The sequence below is a fragment of the Streptomyces albicerus genome (assembly GCF_008905045.1).
GTDB classification, from domain to species: Bacteria; Actinomycetota; Actinomycetes; order Streptomycetales; family Streptomycetaceae; genus Streptomyces; species Streptomyces albicerus.
This window is the reverse complement of sequence record NZ_VWMY01000041.1, coordinates 1-14,755: the sequence shown is the minus strand read 5'-3', so window position 1 is coordinate 14,755 and position 14,755 is coordinate 1. Positions and strand designations below refer to the sequence as shown.

At 67.6% G+C, this 14,755-nt stretch carries 18 protein-coding genes; 2 read left to right on the top strand and 16 right to left on the bottom strand.

What is annotated here, in order from left to right:
- Window positions 1–57: 57 nt before the first annotated feature.
- From GAS53_RS33170 to GAS53_RS33110, 13 genes are all read right to left on the bottom strand, one after another.
- A complete protein-coding gene (locus GAS53_RS33170; RefSeq protein WP_151481450.1) occupies window positions 58–1,479 on the bottom strand; it encodes a DNA cytosine methyltransferase in 1,422 nt (473 codons plus the stop codon).
- Window positions 1,480–1,563: 84 nt separating this feature from the next.
- The gene (locus GAS53_RS33165; RefSeq protein ID WP_151481449.1) at window positions 1,564–2,019 is read right to left on the bottom strand and encodes a single-stranded DNA-binding protein; all 456 of its coding nucleotides are present in this window, start codon (window positions 2,017–2,019) and stop codon (window positions 1,564–1,566) included.
- A 24-nt stretch (window positions 2,020–2,043) separates the two neighbouring features.
- Window positions 2,044–2,382 carry a MazG-like family protein gene (locus tag GAS53_RS56785; protein ID WP_151481448.1) on the bottom strand — a complete coding sequence of 113 codons (339 nt, stop codon included), beginning with the start codon at window positions 2,380–2,382 and terminating at the stop codon, window positions 2,044–2,046.
- On the bottom strand, window positions 2,379–2,984 hold the full coding sequence (locus GAS53_RS33155) for a hypothetical protein (RefSeq protein ID WP_151481447.1): 606 nt from the start codon (window positions 2,982–2,984) through the stop codon (window positions 2,379–2,381). The genes GAS53_RS56785 and GAS53_RS33155 overlap by 4 nt, the downstream gene beginning before the upstream one ends.
- An 8-nt stretch (window positions 2,985–2,992) precedes the next feature.
- On the bottom strand, window positions 2,993–3,181 hold the full coding sequence (locus GAS53_RS33150; RefSeq protein WP_151481446.1) for a hypothetical protein: 189 nt from the start codon (window positions 3,179–3,181) through the stop codon (window positions 2,993–2,995).
- 35 nt (window positions 3,182–3,216) lie between these two features.
- The gene (locus GAS53_RS33145; protein ID WP_151481445.1) at window positions 3,217–3,468 is read right to left on the bottom strand and encodes a hypothetical protein; all 252 of its coding nucleotides are present in this window, start codon (window positions 3,466–3,468) and stop codon (window positions 3,217–3,219) included.
- A gap of 140 nt (window positions 3,469–3,608) precedes the next feature.
- Window positions 3,609–5,849, bottom strand: coding sequence for an FtsK/SpoIIIE domain-containing protein (locus tag GAS53_RS33140; protein ID WP_192583387.1), 2,241 nt, complete (start codon window positions 5,847–5,849; stop codon window positions 3,609–3,611).
- A gap of 169 nt (window positions 5,850–6,018) precedes the next feature.
- On the bottom strand, window positions 6,019–6,363 hold the full coding sequence (locus GAS53_RS33135) for a hypothetical protein (RefSeq protein WP_151481444.1): 345 nt from the start codon (window positions 6,361–6,363) through the stop codon (window positions 6,019–6,021).
- A 28-nt stretch (window positions 6,364–6,391) separates the two neighbouring features.
- The gene (locus GAS53_RS33130; RefSeq protein ID WP_151481443.1) at window positions 6,392–6,724 is read right to left on the bottom strand and encodes a hypothetical protein; all 333 of its coding nucleotides are present in this window, start codon (window positions 6,722–6,724) and stop codon (window positions 6,392–6,394) included.
- On the bottom strand, window positions 6,721–7,371 hold the full coding sequence (locus tag GAS53_RS33125; protein WP_151481442.1) for a GGDEF domain-containing protein: 651 nt from the start codon (window positions 7,369–7,371) through the stop codon (window positions 6,721–6,723). Before GAS53_RS33125 ends, GAS53_RS33130 begins: the two co-directional genes overlap by 4 nt.
- Complete coding sequence (locus GAS53_RS33120; protein ID WP_151481441.1) at window positions 7,368–8,366, bottom strand: DUF2637 domain-containing protein; 999 nt, start codon at window positions 8,364–8,366, stop codon at window positions 7,368–7,370. The genes GAS53_RS33125 and GAS53_RS33120 overlap by 4 nt, the downstream gene beginning before the upstream one ends.
- Complete coding sequence (locus GAS53_RS33115) at window positions 8,363–8,551, bottom strand: hypothetical protein (protein WP_151481440.1); 189 nt, start codon at window positions 8,549–8,551, stop codon at window positions 8,363–8,365. Before GAS53_RS33115 ends, GAS53_RS33120 begins: the two co-directional genes overlap by 4 nt.
- Window positions 8,548–8,841, bottom strand: coding sequence for a hypothetical protein (locus tag GAS53_RS33110; protein WP_151481439.1), 294 nt, complete (start codon window positions 8,839–8,841; stop codon window positions 8,548–8,550). Before GAS53_RS33110 ends, GAS53_RS33115 begins: the two co-directional genes overlap by 4 nt.
- Window positions 8,842–9,238: 397 nt before the next feature.
- On the opposite strand from GAS53_RS33110, the gene GAS53_RS33105 reads away from it, so the two are divergent.
- Window positions 9,239–9,634, top strand: a complete 396-nt coding sequence (locus tag GAS53_RS33105; RefSeq protein ID WP_151481438.1) for a GntR family transcriptional regulator — start codon at window positions 9,239–9,241, stop codon at window positions 9,632–9,634.
- Between the two features lie 216 nt (window positions 9,635–9,850).
- Here the strand turns inward: GAS53_RS33105 and GAS53_RS33100 are convergent, their stop codons facing one another.
- Window positions 9,851–10,414 (bottom strand): flavoprotein, encoded by a 564-nt coding sequence (locus GAS53_RS33100; protein ID WP_225859240.1) that lies wholly within the window; start codon window positions 10,412–10,414, stop codon window positions 9,851–9,853.
- Window positions 10,411–11,646, bottom strand: coding sequence for a helix-turn-helix domain-containing protein (locus GAS53_RS33095; protein ID WP_151481436.1), 1,236 nt, complete (start codon window positions 11,644–11,646; stop codon window positions 10,411–10,413). The genes GAS53_RS33100 and GAS53_RS33095 overlap by 4 nt, the downstream gene beginning before the upstream one ends.
- 569 nt (window positions 11,647–12,215) lie before the next feature.
- On the opposite strand from GAS53_RS33095, the gene GAS53_RS33090 reads away from it, so the two are divergent.
- Complete coding sequence (locus GAS53_RS33090) at window positions 12,216–13,175, top strand: hypothetical protein (protein ID WP_151481435.1); 960 nt, start codon at window positions 12,216–12,218, stop codon at window positions 13,173–13,175.
- Here the strand turns inward: GAS53_RS33090 and GAS53_RS33085 are convergent, their stop codons facing one another.
- Window positions 13,176–14,243 carry a hypothetical protein gene (locus tag GAS53_RS33085; RefSeq protein WP_151481434.1) on the bottom strand — a complete coding sequence of 356 codons (1,068 nt, stop codon included), beginning with the start codon at window positions 14,241–14,243 and terminating at the stop codon, window positions 13,176–13,178.
- Between the last annotated feature and the right edge of the window lie 512 nt (window positions 14,244–14,755).

Below are 14,755 nucleotides of genomic sequence, written 5' to 3'. Positions count from 1 at the left end.
CAAGAGGAACCGGGGCGGCCGTGGTCTTGTGGTGAGAGACGGCCGCCTCGGGCGTATCTACAGGCCGTGGGCAAGCGAGAGTTCGTGGCCGGTGAGGGCCTCAGCCACCATGGCGACCAGGTCGCGGGCGGCGGGCGGGGTCACCGCGTTGCCGAGCATCAGCACACGGGTGCGCTTGTCGCTGGCAAGCAGCCGATAGCTGTCGGGGAAGGCCATCGCGGCGGCGTACTCGTGGGGTTCGAGCATCCGGAAACGGCACTCCTCCACGGAGGTGACGGTGCCTCCGTACAGGGCGCCGTGCCGGTCCACCGTGGTCACGGTGGGCAGCGGCCGATTCGCAGGCCGGGCAGTGCCGTTGCCGTAGTAGGGCACCACCAGGTCCGGGGCGGTGACGATGCCGTGGTGGTTGCCGCCCGCGGTAACAGTGGCCAGCGGCGCGGTGATGGCGCGGTGCGAGGAACCTCCGCCGCGCAGCTCCACCATGTACGGCGGCAGCGCCAGCCCGGTTTCATTGCGGGTGGTCACCGTGCGCAGCGGCGACGATGCCGGAGCCGCGCGCTTGCCGCTGCGGCCCTCCACCGGGACGGTGAGCGGTTCGGAGAACGCGGTGAATCCGGCACGGACCCGGCGCATCGTGTCGGCCGCCAAGGGGCGCTTGCGCTCCCCGATCAGAGTGGCGGGCAGACCCCAGTCGATCGCGTCGGCGGCGGGGCGCACGGCCGGCTCAACGACTTGGTTGCGGCACTCCACACGCGGGCAGCGCCACAGGTACTGGGCACGCACCCCGTAGCGGCCCCAGCGCCGGTCCGGACGCTTGAATGCCTGTATGGCGCGGACGTGGCCGTGGGTGGGGCAGTCGGCCGCCGGGCGGGTCCACTTGCCGAAGTCCGGCATGCGCTCGCCGGTGCGCCACAGCACCACATACATCCGGTCCCGTGACTGCGGCGCGGGCGGGCCATAGGCGGCAGCGTGCATCGAGTTCATCCACACGATGCGGTGCTCGTATCCCCAGGCGTGCAGGGTGCGCAGCCATGCGTCGAACGCGGCGCCCCTGGCTTGCTCCGGTCCCCACCAGTAGGCGTCCACCACGTTCTCCACGATGATCGCCCGGTACTGGTGGGTCTCGGCGAAGCGGGGGACGTCGTGCATCGTGGCGCGCGAGCGGATCGCGGCTTCGTCAGTGCCGCTCTCGGCAAACAGGCCGTCGGTGTGAGCGCCGTGGCCACGACGGCGGCCCTTGGCGATGGAGTGATTGGTGCACTCCGGTGAGGCCCACAGAATGTCGGTGGCCGGGTATCGGCGCGGCTCCACCTGCGAGATGTCCGCGCAGTCGTGATCGGCTTCGGGGTGGTTGGCCTGGTGGGTGTCGACGGCGTGCCGGGCGTGGTTGGCGGCCATCCGCACCGTCACACCGGGCACCGCGATGGCTCCGGTGGATGATCCCCCGGCGCCGCAGAACAGATCGGTCAAGGTCAGCACGTAGCAGCTCCTGTGCTGTCGAAGGGACAAGAGGAACCGGGGCGGTCGTGGTCTTGTGGTGAGAGGCGACCGCCCCGGGCTGATCTAGAACGGCGGCTCGTCGCCCACGGCGGCGGCCCCGGCCGGGGCCGTGTTCCACGTGTCGGCGGCCGGGCCGGAGGTGGCGCCGTTGCGCTGGACGCGTTCGACCTTGGCCGTGGCGAAGCGCAGCGAGGGGCCGATGTCGTCGACTTCCAGCGCGAGCATCGAGCGGTTCTCGCCCTCGGGGGTCTTCCAGTTGTGCTGACGCAGACGGCCGGTGACGACCACGCGCATGCCCTTGGTCAAGGTCTCGGCGACATGGTTGGCCAGGTCGCGCCAGGCCGTGCAGCGCAGGAACATCGCGGTGCCGTCCTGCCACTGGCCGGTGGTCTTGTCGTAGCTGCGGGGGGTGGAGGCGACGGAGAACTTCACCATCGCGGCCCCGCTGGGGGTGTAGCGCAGTTCAGGTTCGGCGGCGAGGTTGCCGACGACGGTGATGGGGGTCTCTCCCACGGACATGTGGATCACTCGCTTTCAGGTGGGTTAGAGGGGCAGTTCGGTGCTGAGGTCGTGGGCGTGCAGCCGTCGTGCGGCGGCGTGCAGCTTGGCGTCCAGGACGGCGGGCGGGGCGGCGCTGAAGGCGTGCAACGCGACGGCGGCGGCGATTATGACGTCGCACAGTTCGTCGGCCACGTCGGCGCGGGTGTGGGTGGTGCCCTTGCGGGGGTTCTGGCCGGTCATGCCGATGTACGCGGCGGTGGCCTCACCGGCTTCCTCGGTCACCTTCATCAGGCGCATCGCGCTCTCGTGCTCGCCTGTGCCGTTGGCGGCATTCAGGGCGACGACGATGTGGGCCGTGACGGGCCACAAGACGGCGCTCATACGGACTTCCTCTCAGCGGTGGGGAGTTCGGGCAGGCCTGCGGTTGCCAGGGCCTGGGGGTCGAAGCCGGGCAGCGCGGCGCGGGCGGTGAGCGCGGCGGCGAGTTGTTCGGCGTAGGCGGCGCCGGTGCGGGCCACCTCTATCTGTGTGGTGCCGCGGATGGTTTCCACGCGCTCGATGTGCGCGCGTTCCTCGCGCCGGTCGCTCACGTGCCGCTCGTACGCCACGCGCGTGCGGCGGTCGTCGCGCCAGTACCGGGCGGCGAGCCCGTAAGCGGCAGCGGTGGCGAGCACCCACAACAGCAGCGGCAGAGACCATCCGTCGGCGTATCCGGCCACGCCGGCGAGGGCGAGCCCGCCGGAGACGGCGAACGCGGTTCCCGCGGTCACGGGGTCTCCGGCGCGGCCGACGCTCGCGCACGCCCCGGCCGCGGCCGCGGCGAGGGAGAGCGCGGTCATCAACACCGCGTTGCCGACGGAGTGTTCGGCGCCATTGGCGTTCCAGATCCGGGCCAGGATGAGCACGGTGGACGTGGCCAGCGCCGGTGCAGCCTTGGGGGCGAGGTGGGCGAGCCAGTGGCGCGCCACGATCTGTTCGTTCACGGTCGCTCCTACAGGTCCGGGAGCGCGGTGACGACGGCGCTCATGAGCTGGTTGACGGTGTCGGCGGCGCCGGTGGAAGCGAGGTAGAAGCCGAACATCACGGCGACGAACGCGGAGCCCGCTCCGAGGGTCTTGGAGCGCAGCAGCATGAAGAGCACGAAGCCGAAGAGCAGTGCGAGAGAGACGGTCACGGCCATGCGGCGGGTCTCCTTCCGACGGGTCGGGGCGGTGGTCAGCGGGTGCCTTCGCGGTAGAGCCGCTGGGCGCGGTTGAAGATCCAGCGGCCGATGCGGACGCGCTTGCCGCGGCCCTTACAGCGGCGGCAGTTCTTGCCCCGCTTGGGGCGTCCCTTGCGGTCGGTGGTCATGGCGAAGCCGAAGCCGTTGCACTTGCGGCAGTCGCCGAACGGGCTGCCCGCACACACAGCCGTGTAACAGAACGTGACGACTAACAGGCAGGCGATAGCAAGGGCTATGGGGGTCATCAGGGTCCCTCCGGGCCGGTTTTCAGGGTTTCTGCAGGTGGGGTACTATCCGCTAGATCGCAGATGGGAAGCTGTTTGGGGTGCTAGCGGGGGTGCTACCGGTAGCAGGTGAGCCCGCTACCGGTAGCGGCCCTGTGGGGCTAGGCGGCACCCCGGTTTTCGTCACGCTCCGCAATCGCGGCGGTGAGGTCGTCGCGGACGATGCCGCGGCGGGTGGTGCGCTCGCCGTCGTCGGTCGTCCCGGCCACGCCAGTGGTCTTGATGCCGTGCGGCTTGAGCGCGCTGGTGACGTTCTCGCCCTTCCAGCCTCCGTAGACCTCCGGCCGCAGCTCCGCGAGCCGCGCGGCGACCCGCTCGTTCCACACCCGCTTCTCCGAGGGCGGCACGACCGCGGCCACGTCGGCGAGCAGGTCATACGACGGTCCCGACGTGCTCTCCGCGTCCTCCCCGAGGGCGTGGCCGGACAGCGTGCCCTCGGCCTTGCGCAGCGCATGCGCGCGCTGAGCGATGGCGTGGGTGGCGTTGTCGTCCAGGTAGGCGGTGCGCACCACGACCGGCAGCGCGGTGGCTCCGGCGAGGTAGCCGTTACCTGCGTCGATCTCCGGGCGGAACGAGGTCGCGCGCACACCGTTCTTGTACGCCGACGTGCCCAGGATCATGTCGTTCTCGACCTGCCCGGCGACCTTGAGGGCGAAGCGGATGGACACGTTGCCGCTGATCCCCGTGGGCAACGAGTCCTTGTCCGGCCGCTGGGTGGCCAGCACCAGGATGACCCCGAGGGCACGACCGAGCTTGATGATGAACTCCGCGTCCTCACCAGCCTGTTTGCCGTACTTGGGGTGCGCGAACAGGTTCTGGCACTCGTCGAACACGCCGACCAGCGGCCACAGCTTCAGCGACCGCTTGTCGGCAATCGCGCGGGTGATGCGCTTGTCCGGGCACAGGTCCCGCGGCAGCTTCTTGATGACTCCCGCGCGGCGCATGACCTCGGCACGCAGCAGCTTGAGGGAGTCGGCCGCGTACTTGATCGAGTCGTCGTCGATGCCGGACACGAACCGGTGGCTGACGCATTCGAGGGAGTCCAGGTCGCCGGTGCCCTTGTTCTCGTGCAGCCACAGTTCCACCGACGGATCCAGGGCGGCGCCGCAGGCCAGCACCCGCACGGAGGCGGTCTTGCCCTGGCCGGGCAGCGAGCCGATGAGGATGTTGTGCTGGATCATCGGCACCGACTGAGCACGGCCGCGCGGGTCGATGCCGAACGGGTTCCGCTTGAAGATGTCGTGCCGCCGGGCGTTCGCGAGCTGCCACTTGACGATGCCGGTCTTGGACAGGTCGCGGTCCCCCACCCACAGGATCAGCCGTCCCTCGTGCTCGTTGGGGTCGGCGTCCGGCCACACGCACCCGAGCGGGCGGCGCAGGCCGGAGGCGAGCCGGGAGCGCCGGTCGGCCACGTCCGCCACGGTCACCCCGAGCGGCAGGTCGATGTCCGCGCGCCAGCCCGGACCCTCGCGGGTGATGGGCGAGACGAACTTGATGCCGTCCTGGCCCTTGGCTACCGCGGAGGCGATCTGGCCGATGCCGATGGAGGCCATGGCCTTGACCACGATGTCGCTGGTCAGCTTCTGTACCTCGGTCTTGATGACCGCCCGCGTGGCCAGCGGCGCATCCGCCGGCGCCCCGGCCAGCCCGCACCCGAGCACCGCCACAATGGCCGCGATGACCTGCGTCATCGGCTCCGCACCGTACACCAGGAACAGGGCCACCCCCAGGGCAAAGACCGCCCCCAGGACCGTGAGGACCATCCGCAGACGCACCCGCCGGTCCCGCTGCCGCGAGAGCTTCAGGTACTCATCCACCTGCTCGTTCGTGGCCGTGTACTGGCGAAGTGTCTCGCCCTCGCCGTCCACGGCCCAACGGCCCACCTTGCCGAGGATGTTGAATGCGCCGCGCGGCGAGCGCCAGACCAGCTTGGGCAAGTAGACGAACGGCACGCGGACCACGTGGAAGGCAACGGTGTGCCAGGCATGCCCGGCCAGCCAGCCGAGCGCTTCCTTGAACTCCGCACTCGACTTCATCCACGCGGGGAAGACGTCCAGCCGCTTGGAGTTCTTGATGCGGTCGATGACGCCGGGGCCGGACACGGTCGGTACCTTCTGGTCGACCAGGGTCGGCGTCGCGTCGGGCGACTCGGTCGGCTCCGGGTCGGCCGACTTCGACCGCGCGGAGTCGGCCGACGCGTCGGGAGTCGAGTCGGCCGACTCGCCGCGCGCGGTCCGGGCCTTGTCGAGGTCGACCACCTCACCCCGCGAAGGGGCGCCCGGGTCGGCCATCTCGGCTTCCAGCCGGTTGAACAGTTCGTTGTCGTCGTCGGGGTGTTTCACTGAGGGTCCTTCCACTTCCGGGTGTGAGGGAGAGCGGGTCCGGCCGACGCTGTAGGAGGTGAGCGGTCGGGCCCGTCTCGTGCGGTTCGTGCGTGCCCCGGGCCGGATTCGATCCGGCGCCCTCACGGCATGGATGCCGGGGCGATGCGTCGCGCCGGGGGATGCGCGGCTATGCGGCTTGGGCGAGGGCGTAGACCGGGCCGTAGGCGGTCACCACCACGGGGACGCCGTGGAAGGCGCCGTACGCCCGGAGCGTCTGGGTACGGGCCCCCGGCTGGTGCTCGATGTCGGCCGGGGCAACGCCCAACGCCACCCGCCAGGCTTCGAAGTCGGCGAAGGTGGTGTGCAGTTCCACGCGGATGCCCAGCTCGACACCGGTCCGGGTGAGCACCGTTCCGACCTCGATCGTGCGGCCGGGCAGCGCCGGGAACGCCACCGTCAGCGCGGACAATGCCTTGATGGCCGGGCCCAGTTCGCCCAGCGAGGGAACGATCACTTTGCTCTCGTGGCTCATGTCGGAGTCTCCTGAACGCGTCGGCGGGTCACATGTCGAACAGGCCGCACTGTTCTGCGGGGGTCGCGGGGAGCTGCTTCCGGGCGCGCCGTGCCGCGGCGGTGTGGCAGTCGGGGCACCACGCACGCAGCTCGCTCGCCGGGAGGCGGACAGCGGCCGTGCCGGGGGTGAGCGGGTCGGCGGGTGCGGCCATCAGCCGGATCCGGCGCCCGTGCTTGCTGGTGTAGTGGTCGTGTTCGTGCGGGCAGCGTCCGCCGCCTTTGGCGTGCGCGTTGCCGCACTCGCCCTCGCACTGGCAGCGGAACCCAGCTGCTTCCATCACGGGCCGCCATGTGTCGACCGCGGCCAGGGGCTCGCTCATGCCGCCACCTCCACAACCGGCGCATCGGTGCGGGCACCGATTCGGCCGGCACGTCGGCCGGTGACGGTGGCGAACAGCCAGCCCAGTCCCGCGCGGCGCATTCCGGCGCGGGCTTGCTTGGCCGCGTACATCGCCTCATCTGCCCGCCGCAGCAGGCCAGACAGGTCATCGCCCGGGAAGTCCGCGGCGCGCACCCAGCCGAGCGAGACCGTGGTGCGTACGGCCGGGTCCTGGCCGTCGACCGGCCGGGCGAGCACGCCGTGCAGCACGGCAAGCAGGTCACCCGCGGTGCCGTGGCCGTCGATGACCACGGCGGCGAACTCATCACCCCCGAGCCGCCCGGCGACCCCGGAGGGTCCGACGTGGTGAGCGAGCCGGTCGGCGGTCGCCTTCAACAGCGCGTCCCCGGCCGCGTGCCCGTGGGTATCGTTGATCTGCTTGAACTTGTCGACGTCGGCCAGCACCACGACCGCGCGCGGGTCCCTGAGCAGGGCCGTGGCGCGGCGAGTGAACCCGTCACGGGTCCGTAAGCCGGTGAGCGGGTCACGCCGTGCCGTGTTCAGGCAGCCACGCAGCCACCACACATGGACCGCCCAACCAGTCATCAGGGGCAGCGCGGACAGCAGGATCGTGGCCAGGGTGCTCATGCCGCAGCCCCCTCGCCGCTCACGCCGTCGTCGGCGCCGTCGTCGTCGATGGGGTGCAGCCGTCGGCCGTCCACGCGCTCGCTCAGCAACAGGTCCCGCAGCACGCGGGAGTTCGCTGCCGAGCAGTGCAGCGTGGTGCGGATCGCCTCAGCGTTGATCGCGTCATCGCTCCACTCGGCCGTGGCCTCACGGGCTTCGGCGAGCAGCTCCGCGGGGGTCCGCGACGCCTTGGGCGTCTTGGCCTTGGCCTTGTTGGGGCGCTTGCGCGGCGGCTTGGGCGCCTCGCGCTTCGACTCCGGGTCCTGCGGCGGCACGGGCGGAACGTCCTCACTGGCCGGGGCCAGCTCACCCAGCTTCAACAGCACGCGGTCCGGGCGGGGAGTCTTCGAACGCCACCGCCGGCCGAACCGCTCCCGCAGCTCCGCGCGGGCCAACTGCCGTTCCCGCTCCCGCTTCAGGGCCTCCGAGTAAGAGGTGATCTCCCACAGGGTCATGCGGCGCCACAGAGCGAACGTGGACAGCGGGGCGAGCAGCCAGCGAGAGCGGCGGATCTTCTCCATCCGACGGCCCGTGGCCGCGCCGATCCGCGAGGCGTAGACGTGCGCGGCGACCTCGGACAGGACCACCCACAGCAGCGGCATCGTGCCGTGCGCGAGCTTCGCGGAGAGCGAGTGTCCGGCCGCGATGTTCAGCCAGCACGTCACGCCGGTCAGCGCCCATGGCACGAACCGCACCCAGCCCAGCGGCATGTCCGTGCGGATCAGCAGCAGGAACGCCGCGGTGAACACCGGAATGGCCACGTCGATGCCCACGGGCAGCATCCACGGGGAGTCGAACCCCCAGCGGGCACCCGCGGCCGACACCGCCTCGAACGAGGACGCAAGACCCAGTCCGCCCACCCCGGCCGCGAGCACGGCCACACCGCCCAACAGCCACAGTTCGGGCTTGGTCAGCTTCGGCACCTGGGGCCGCATCGTCTCGGTGGCAGTCGTCATGACGCACCCCCGTTCCGGCGGGCATGCCGCTTCCACCCGAGGAACTGCACCGCGAATCCAGCCGCGGCGATGCCCATCAGCCGGTGGTCGTGCGCAACGAGGCTGGCCACGGAACCGACGGTCGCGATGAGCGAGCCGCAGAGGACCAGGACCAGGGCGAACCCGGTCGGGGATTGGGCGCTCATGCCGCCGCTCCCTTCCGGGAGGGCCGACGGCGCCTGGCCGGGCGGGTCAGCGGGACGACATTGAGCAGCTCCGGGGCGTACGCCTCGATCACCTCGGCGGCGATGCGGGTCACGTCGTCCGGCAGGTCGGGGTTCTCGGTGAGGATGTCGCGGGCCGCGTCCAGCCGGGCCGCCCGCTCGTCCTCGGTCTCGCCCTCCTCCCCCAGCCATAGCTCAACCGGGGTGCCCAGGGCGAGTTCGATGAAGTCGTTGATCGAGACGGCCTGATGACCGCCGATGTAGGCACGCATGCAGCGCTCCTGTGTCGAAGGGATATGGAGGTGCCGGGCGGCCATGGTCGTGAAGTGGTGAGAGACGGTCGCCCGGAGTGCCCCGAGGCGGATTCGATCCGCCACCATCGCGGCAGGTCGGGGCCGCAACGCCGAAGCGCTGCAAGGGGGTTGGTTGCGCTATACCTCACGCGGGTGAGACCCGCGTGACCGCCTACTTGGTCGAGGAGAGGCGGCGTGATCCCCATTCAGTTGTCAAAGGTCAGACGCTCCCGACGGGTGCGGTAACCCCTGGAGGGGCTCCCGTTTTCACGGGACCCGCCGGCGCGTGATTTCAGATTGACCTAGGTCAATCTGACTGTCAAGAGGGCCCGGGCGTAGAGCAGAGATTGACCTAGGTCCGGCTACTCTCGAACCCATGGAGCAGAGCCCAGAAGCGCCCAAGCAGACGCCCACGGCCAAGGAGATCGCTGCGGAGTTCCGCGAGAAGATCACGGGCCCGAACCGCGAGTACGACCCGGGAGACCAGCTCCCCGCGGCTCGCAAGCTCGCCAAGGACCTTGGCGTGCAGCTAATGACCGTGCAGAGCGCGTACGGCCAGCTCCGCGACGAGGGGTTGGTTCTCACCCAGCAGGGCCGCGGGACGTTCGTCCGTGACCCGTCGATGCCGCTCGGCACCGAGCCGGGCAGTAGCCCCGCGTTCACCGCACTGGCCGCAGAGCTCAGCTCGATTCATGACGCTCTTCATCTACTCGGCGAGCGACTGGACCGCCTTGAACAGCTTGTCGGCGACGGGACTCCACCCGCGCCGTGAGGTCGTCCGCGCGCCTCAACAGTCGTTCGACCGTGGCGCGCGCCTCGCTCAAACCTGCTTCGATCAAGGCAAGTTCCGTGGGAGTCAGACCTCCCAACTCGCCGCTTCGCTCATTGATCCCTGACATGGCAATGAGCATGCGGCCGGAATTGGAAGAGGACCCGGACAGACTGTCTGGGTCCTCTTTCCTTGCAGGTCAAGCGGGTTGACGGATCGTCACCGAATGGCTTCCTCCACGGCGTCCAACACTGCGGCCCATGGGAGTTCGCGCCCCGCCGGCGCTTCCCTCGGCTCGTACAGCGGCCAGACGTCCGGGCCGTAGACGACGTACACTCCCCCGGCTCGAAGGGCGTCGATGTGGCCTTGCCACGCGGGGTGGCGAGCATGCGCCGCGTTCACCCGCGGGAAGACGACGACCGGCAGACCGAGCGTGCCGATAGCCTCGCCAACCTGGGTGAGCGCCTGGTTGTCCATCAGGCCAGTCGCGAGCTTGGCGACCATGTTGGCTGACGCGGGAGCGACCACGTAGCAATCCACCGGAGGATGCGGCCGGGCCTCGCCAGGGAGGCGCGGTTCGTCGCGTACGGGCAGGCCGGTGAGCTTCTCCAGCCGCTCAACCTCGCCACTCATGCGCAGCCACTGACCTGCGGTCGGCGTCAGCGTGACGGCTACCTGCCATCCGCGGTCCATCGCCGGTTCGACGAGACCGGTACGCAGTGCCTCGACCCCTCCGGCCGCCGATCCGACGACCCCGAGCACCCCACGCTTGCCTGAACTCACTGCACCGCCCTGCACCGTTGCGCCATCACGAACACCTCGGACGAGCGCGAACCGCCGGTCACGGGGGACTGCTTGATCAGGTCCCGCAGCGTCTCGCGCACCCTCGGATTGTTTCGTACGAGCTGCGGCGACGTGCGCTCAGCCGTACGCAGCTCCCCGAAGGCCTCATCTCCCTGGCCAGCGAGCGACAGAGCACGCGCGTAGTCGATGCGGTGCGAGACGCTGCGCTCCTGCGGCATGTGGTCGACGTTGATCCGGCCGTGTTCCACGACGTACGTGACGTTGTCGAGGTCCAGCTCAACGGACAGACGATGGAGCAGTACGTTCGTCGGCCCGAATCCGGTCTGCCAGTAGTTCTCATCCGACCCGAGGTCGTCCGCGAGTTCTTCGGCACGGTCCAACAGCCCCGTGGCGGTGGGCCGGTCCTGATGCCGCGCTGCCGCGACGGCGGCACGCAGGTGGATCATCCCCAACAGGCTGAGTGCCGCCGGATCGCGCTCGGCCACCTGAGACGACAGCCACGCTGCGGCCGTGTTGCCCAGTTCGAGGGCATCGTCATATCGCCCGTTGGCGAGCAGGGCGTGTGTGCCGGACCGTGCCGCGGACGCGAGTACGAGCGGGTCGTCCGACTCGTCAGCGGCTCGCATCGCGCGCTCAGCAGCGAGCCATGACATGTCCGATTCACCGATCTTCGCGAGCGTCGTTGCCGCGAGGTGGTGTGTCCGGGCCGATACCGCCCAGCAATCACCCCGGTCCTCACCGCGGCGCCCTGCTCGCTCCTCCAACTCCTGTGCCGCCTGAAGCAGAGCGGGGAGCGCGGCGATGACGCTGCCGAGCCTTCCGCCCTGGTAGTCGTTCCATGTTTGCTCCACACGCACGGCCGCAGGGGCAGGCGTCGGAAGCTGAGTCTCAGCGTCAGGACCGAAAAGCAGGCGCGAGAGGCGACGCGGGCTCATGAGGGCGTCGCGCACGGCGGGGACATCGTCCTGTTGCCGCTCGTCTTCCATGAGCACGGTCTGTCCGAGCAGGTCCCCGAGAGGTACACGCAGGATGCGCGACAGCTCCGCGAGCATGTCGATACGGGGCGGCTTCCGGCGCCCGGTCTCAATCTTCGCGAGCCAATCGGTGCTACGACCGACCAGACCGGCCAGCACCTCTTGCGTGTAGCCGCGGCGCTTCCGGTAGAACGCGATGCGCTCACCGATGCTGAGGTGATCTCCAAGACCACGCATTGCGTGTTGCCTCCTGGTTGTAGGGGCCAGCTTCACGGTACCGATCCGGTCGCCACGCTGGACAGATGGTCTTTCCTTGTCCGCCCGACCGAGCGTGAGGCACCCAACGGCAGAGGACCCGGACGAAGTGTCCGGGTCCTGTCCGGCGGGTCATGCCGCAGACGCGGGGCTTGGTGCGCCCATCTGCGGCGTTGTCGTCGGTTGCCGACGCTCCGCGTCGACGCCCTTATACGGTCGAGATCCCTAGTGGTGGACAGGGGTGTCCCACGTGTCCGGCTGTCCCAACAGTCGGGGTGACCTGCGAAACCAGGTGGGACAGCGAGAAACGGAACTGTCCCACCTGTCCGGCCAGGCGGAGGGCTGTAACACCCTCACCTAGTCCATGGTCGGTGCCCCGGCCAATCCCCCGCCTACCCAGGGCCACACAGCTTGCGATGCGGCGCGGCCGGGCACAGTCACGTGCAAGGAGGCGTGAACAGCCGAACAGTAGAGCTGGTCGCGAGGCAACCGCTCAGGCGCCTCCCACATACATTCTGTGCCGTCTTGATGCCCGTAAGGGGGCCGGGAACATGTCCGATATTCGGGCCGTTGACCTTCCAGAACTCCGCAGTGATCTACTAGCTCACTACGAACATCCGTTAGTGGTGAACTGGTGGTCAGAACGACCGGTTCGCGCAGCCATGTCTGTTGAAGATGAAATGGGTCGACCACAGGCAGGACTAAGTCCAACTGGAAACCAGCGGCGACTGGACGAAATCAATCGCTTGGGATCTGCTGAACTCTTCTTCGTCTCATCTGCCATGACAAAACTGGCGATTGCGGCAGCAGACTCACTTCCATCATTCAAGCTAGCATCCTCTGATGTCCCCACCCTTAACGGCTTCATTATCTTTGAAGAACCGATCGCCGAAGACCCAAACACTAAGGGTGGACACGGCGAGCCTGTGTACATTTCAGGGGCATCATGGAGTTTCACCGATATGGGCCTGCAGAGCCCAGTTCTTTGGTTCAGTTTCTACGTTGATCTCCATCGAACCTTCGAGGCTGAAGTCGCCGAAGGCACCATCACGGAAGAGGAAGCGGAGAGACAAAAGAGGGCACAACCTCGTTTCGCTTACACCATGGACGCTGCCCACTTCGTTGACAGCGACATGCACTTGAACGAGGACAGCGTCCTCAACCTCTGGGGCCGGACGATCCTCACGGCTTGGTTGCTGATGCGCCAGCCACTGGCAAAGCTATCCGACCTGGAGCCAGATCGCGCTACGCGCAAGCGGCTACAGCGCGCCAACCGAAAGCCAGCAAGCGTGCGCGTAATCGAGCTGCGTCGTCCGAATAGAAGCGAGGACCCAGGAGAGGGAGGGACCCCCCGCGACTACCACCACCAATGGATCGTACGCGGCCATTGGCGACAGCAGTGGTACCCCCGGTTGCAAGTTCATCGGCCCGTCTGGATCGCACCACACGTAAAAGGGCCCGAAGGAGCACCGATGATCGGAGGTGAAAAGGTCAACCTATGGAAGCAATAACTAATCTGCTATCTCCCCGTCTTGGAGAGGCACTACGTCACCAGACTCTGGCGTGTTGGCGATGGCTGTAGCCAACATCTCAAGGGCGCGCTCGGGGTTTTTCTGAATCTCCGGAAAGCGCCCCAACGCATGCATCTCGACTTGCGTCAGGTTCCGGATCAGTACGACGGGTTCTGATTGGTACGTGTACTTCACGATCAAGAGTGATCCTACGCGAACGCAAGCACGCGGAACCCCTTCTAGCGACGCGAGGAGATTACTTGCGGCTTCCGCCTCCTTGGAGTTCACCTCAGCCTGTCTGAGGTCAAGCTGGGCCAGCTCGATTCCCCGTTCAACCTTCATGAGCCGGTTCTTTAGCTCGTCGATCCCTTGGTTAGCGACGGCTTTTGACCTTCTGAATATCGACCCTCGATAGATTTCAGGCTCGCCGAACTCCTCGTACCCCATCGCCTCCAGCAACGCCGCAGCACTGTTTACGATTGCGGCAATCTGACCCTCATTATCGCTATCGATGTAAATGTCTACCGGGACCTGTTCCGACTCACCCTCCATAGGATGCTCACCGAGTTGCGGGATTTCGAACCGATCCATCTCGGCGTTGGCAAATGCCAGCATCCCGGATTCCGGCAACGGAACGACCCTATCGAGGCGATATGGGAGAGCCGCCACACGTAGCGTGCTTTCGATTGCGTGAAGATCGGGCCGCCGATACCTATCCTCGATTTGCTCCGAGTAGTAACTCAGGCGAGCGGCAGCACCGAGCAGCATCGTCCTCACATATGAAGGGTTCTCTACACTACTCCAGCTATTCCCAAGGAGATCCCTCTCCAAGGTTTCAGCCAATTGCGCCAATAGATGCAGACCCTTGGTGGGATGCGATGACTTATGGCGAATAGCGGCCGGGACCGAGGTGTTACCAAAATCCAGCACCTCAGCGATCTCAGCCAAGGAATACGCTAGATCTTCGGCAGCAGCGGAGGGCAGGGGACTAAACTTGTGGTTTAGATCATTTTCGAGCTGCCAGCAGAGATCTTTCACGAGTCCCGCGAGATCACTTAGTTCCACCATGGTTTTATGCTAGGTGACACAGGGACGATTTGACACCCTGGGGAGAATCCTTCGTTCGGCGATGGGTACGGCCAACACCTCGCTGGACAAATGGCCGTGTCGTCGCGGAGACATGCCCAGCCGTCCACCCGCTCCGGTACCGGTGACCTGCAGGTAGGGCAGACGGCGAGCGGTGCGAGCGCCCACCTCTGGACCAAGATCACAGCCTGCGCCGAGACGCAGAGCCTTGGCGTGCATCCAAGTCGGCCACAAGCGGCCGCAGGCTCGCGCTTGCCGCGCACGTGTGAGGAGCGCGTGGATCACAGCAACGCCGGCCCTGCTCAGAGTTCTTGCAGCTCAGGCATATAGCCTGCCGCGCCATGAGCATGCTCTCCGGAGCCACTCTCGTACAACGCACAGGGATGTCTTAAGTGTCCGATTAAAGCGCTGACCTGACTCTATGAGGGCTGGGGCCCCGTCCTGGTGGCTTCGGAGGACCATCGGTTGTGGATGGTTGGGAACTCGGGGAGGAG

Coding starts and splice junctions, on each gene's coding strand:
- GAS53_RS33090 (WP_151481435.1), top strand. CDS start 12,216: ATGTCCGATATTCGGGCCGTTGACCTTCCAGAACTCCGCAGTGATCTA.
- GAS53_RS33105 (WP_151481438.1), top strand. CDS start 9,239: ATGGAGCAGAGCCCAGAAGCGCCCAAGCAGACGCCCACGGCCAAGGAG.
- GAS53_RS56785 (WP_151481448.1), bottom strand. CDS start 2,382: ATGAGCGCCGTCTTGTGGCCCGTCACGGCCCACATCGTCGTCGCCCTG.
- GAS53_RS33135 (WP_151481444.1), bottom strand. CDS start 6,363: ATGAGCCACGAGAGCAAAGTGATCGTTCCCTCGCTGGGCGAACTGGGC.
- GAS53_RS33125 (WP_151481442.1), bottom strand. CDS start 7,371: ATGAGCACCCTGGCCACGATCCTGCTGTCCGCGCTGCCCCTGATGACT.
- GAS53_RS33095 (WP_151481436.1), bottom strand. CDS start 11,646: ATGCGTGGTCTTGGAGATCACCTCAGCATCGGTGAGCGCATCGCGTTC.
- GAS53_RS33085 (WP_151481434.1), bottom strand. CDS start 14,243: ATGGTGGAACTAAGTGATCTCGCGGGACTCGTGAAAGATCTCTGCTGG.
- GAS53_RS33150 (WP_151481446.1), bottom strand. CDS start 3,181: ATGGCCGTGACCGTCTCTCTCGCACTGCTCTTCGGCTTCGTGCTCTTC.
- GAS53_RS33115 (WP_151481440.1), bottom strand. CDS start 8,551: ATGAGCGCCCAATCCCCGACCGGGTTCGCCCTGGTCCTGGTCCTCTGC.
- GAS53_RS33145 (WP_151481445.1), bottom strand. CDS start 3,468: ATGACCCCCATAGCCCTTGCTATCGCCTGCCTGTTAGTCGTCACGTTC.
- GAS53_RS33110 (WP_151481439.1), bottom strand. CDS start 8,841: ATGCGTGCCTACATCGGCGGTCATCAGGCCGTCTCGATCAACGACTTC.
- GAS53_RS33165 (WP_151481449.1), bottom strand. CDS start 2,019: ATGTCCGTGGGAGAGACCCCCATCACCGTCGTCGGCAACCTCGCCGCC.
- GAS53_RS33130 (WP_151481443.1), bottom strand. CDS start 6,724: ATGAGCGAGCCCCTGGCCGCGGTCGACACATGGCGGCCCGTGATGGAA.
- GAS53_RS33120 (WP_151481441.1), bottom strand. CDS start 8,366: ATGACGACTGCCACCGAGACGATGCGGCCCCAGGTGCCGAAGCTGACC.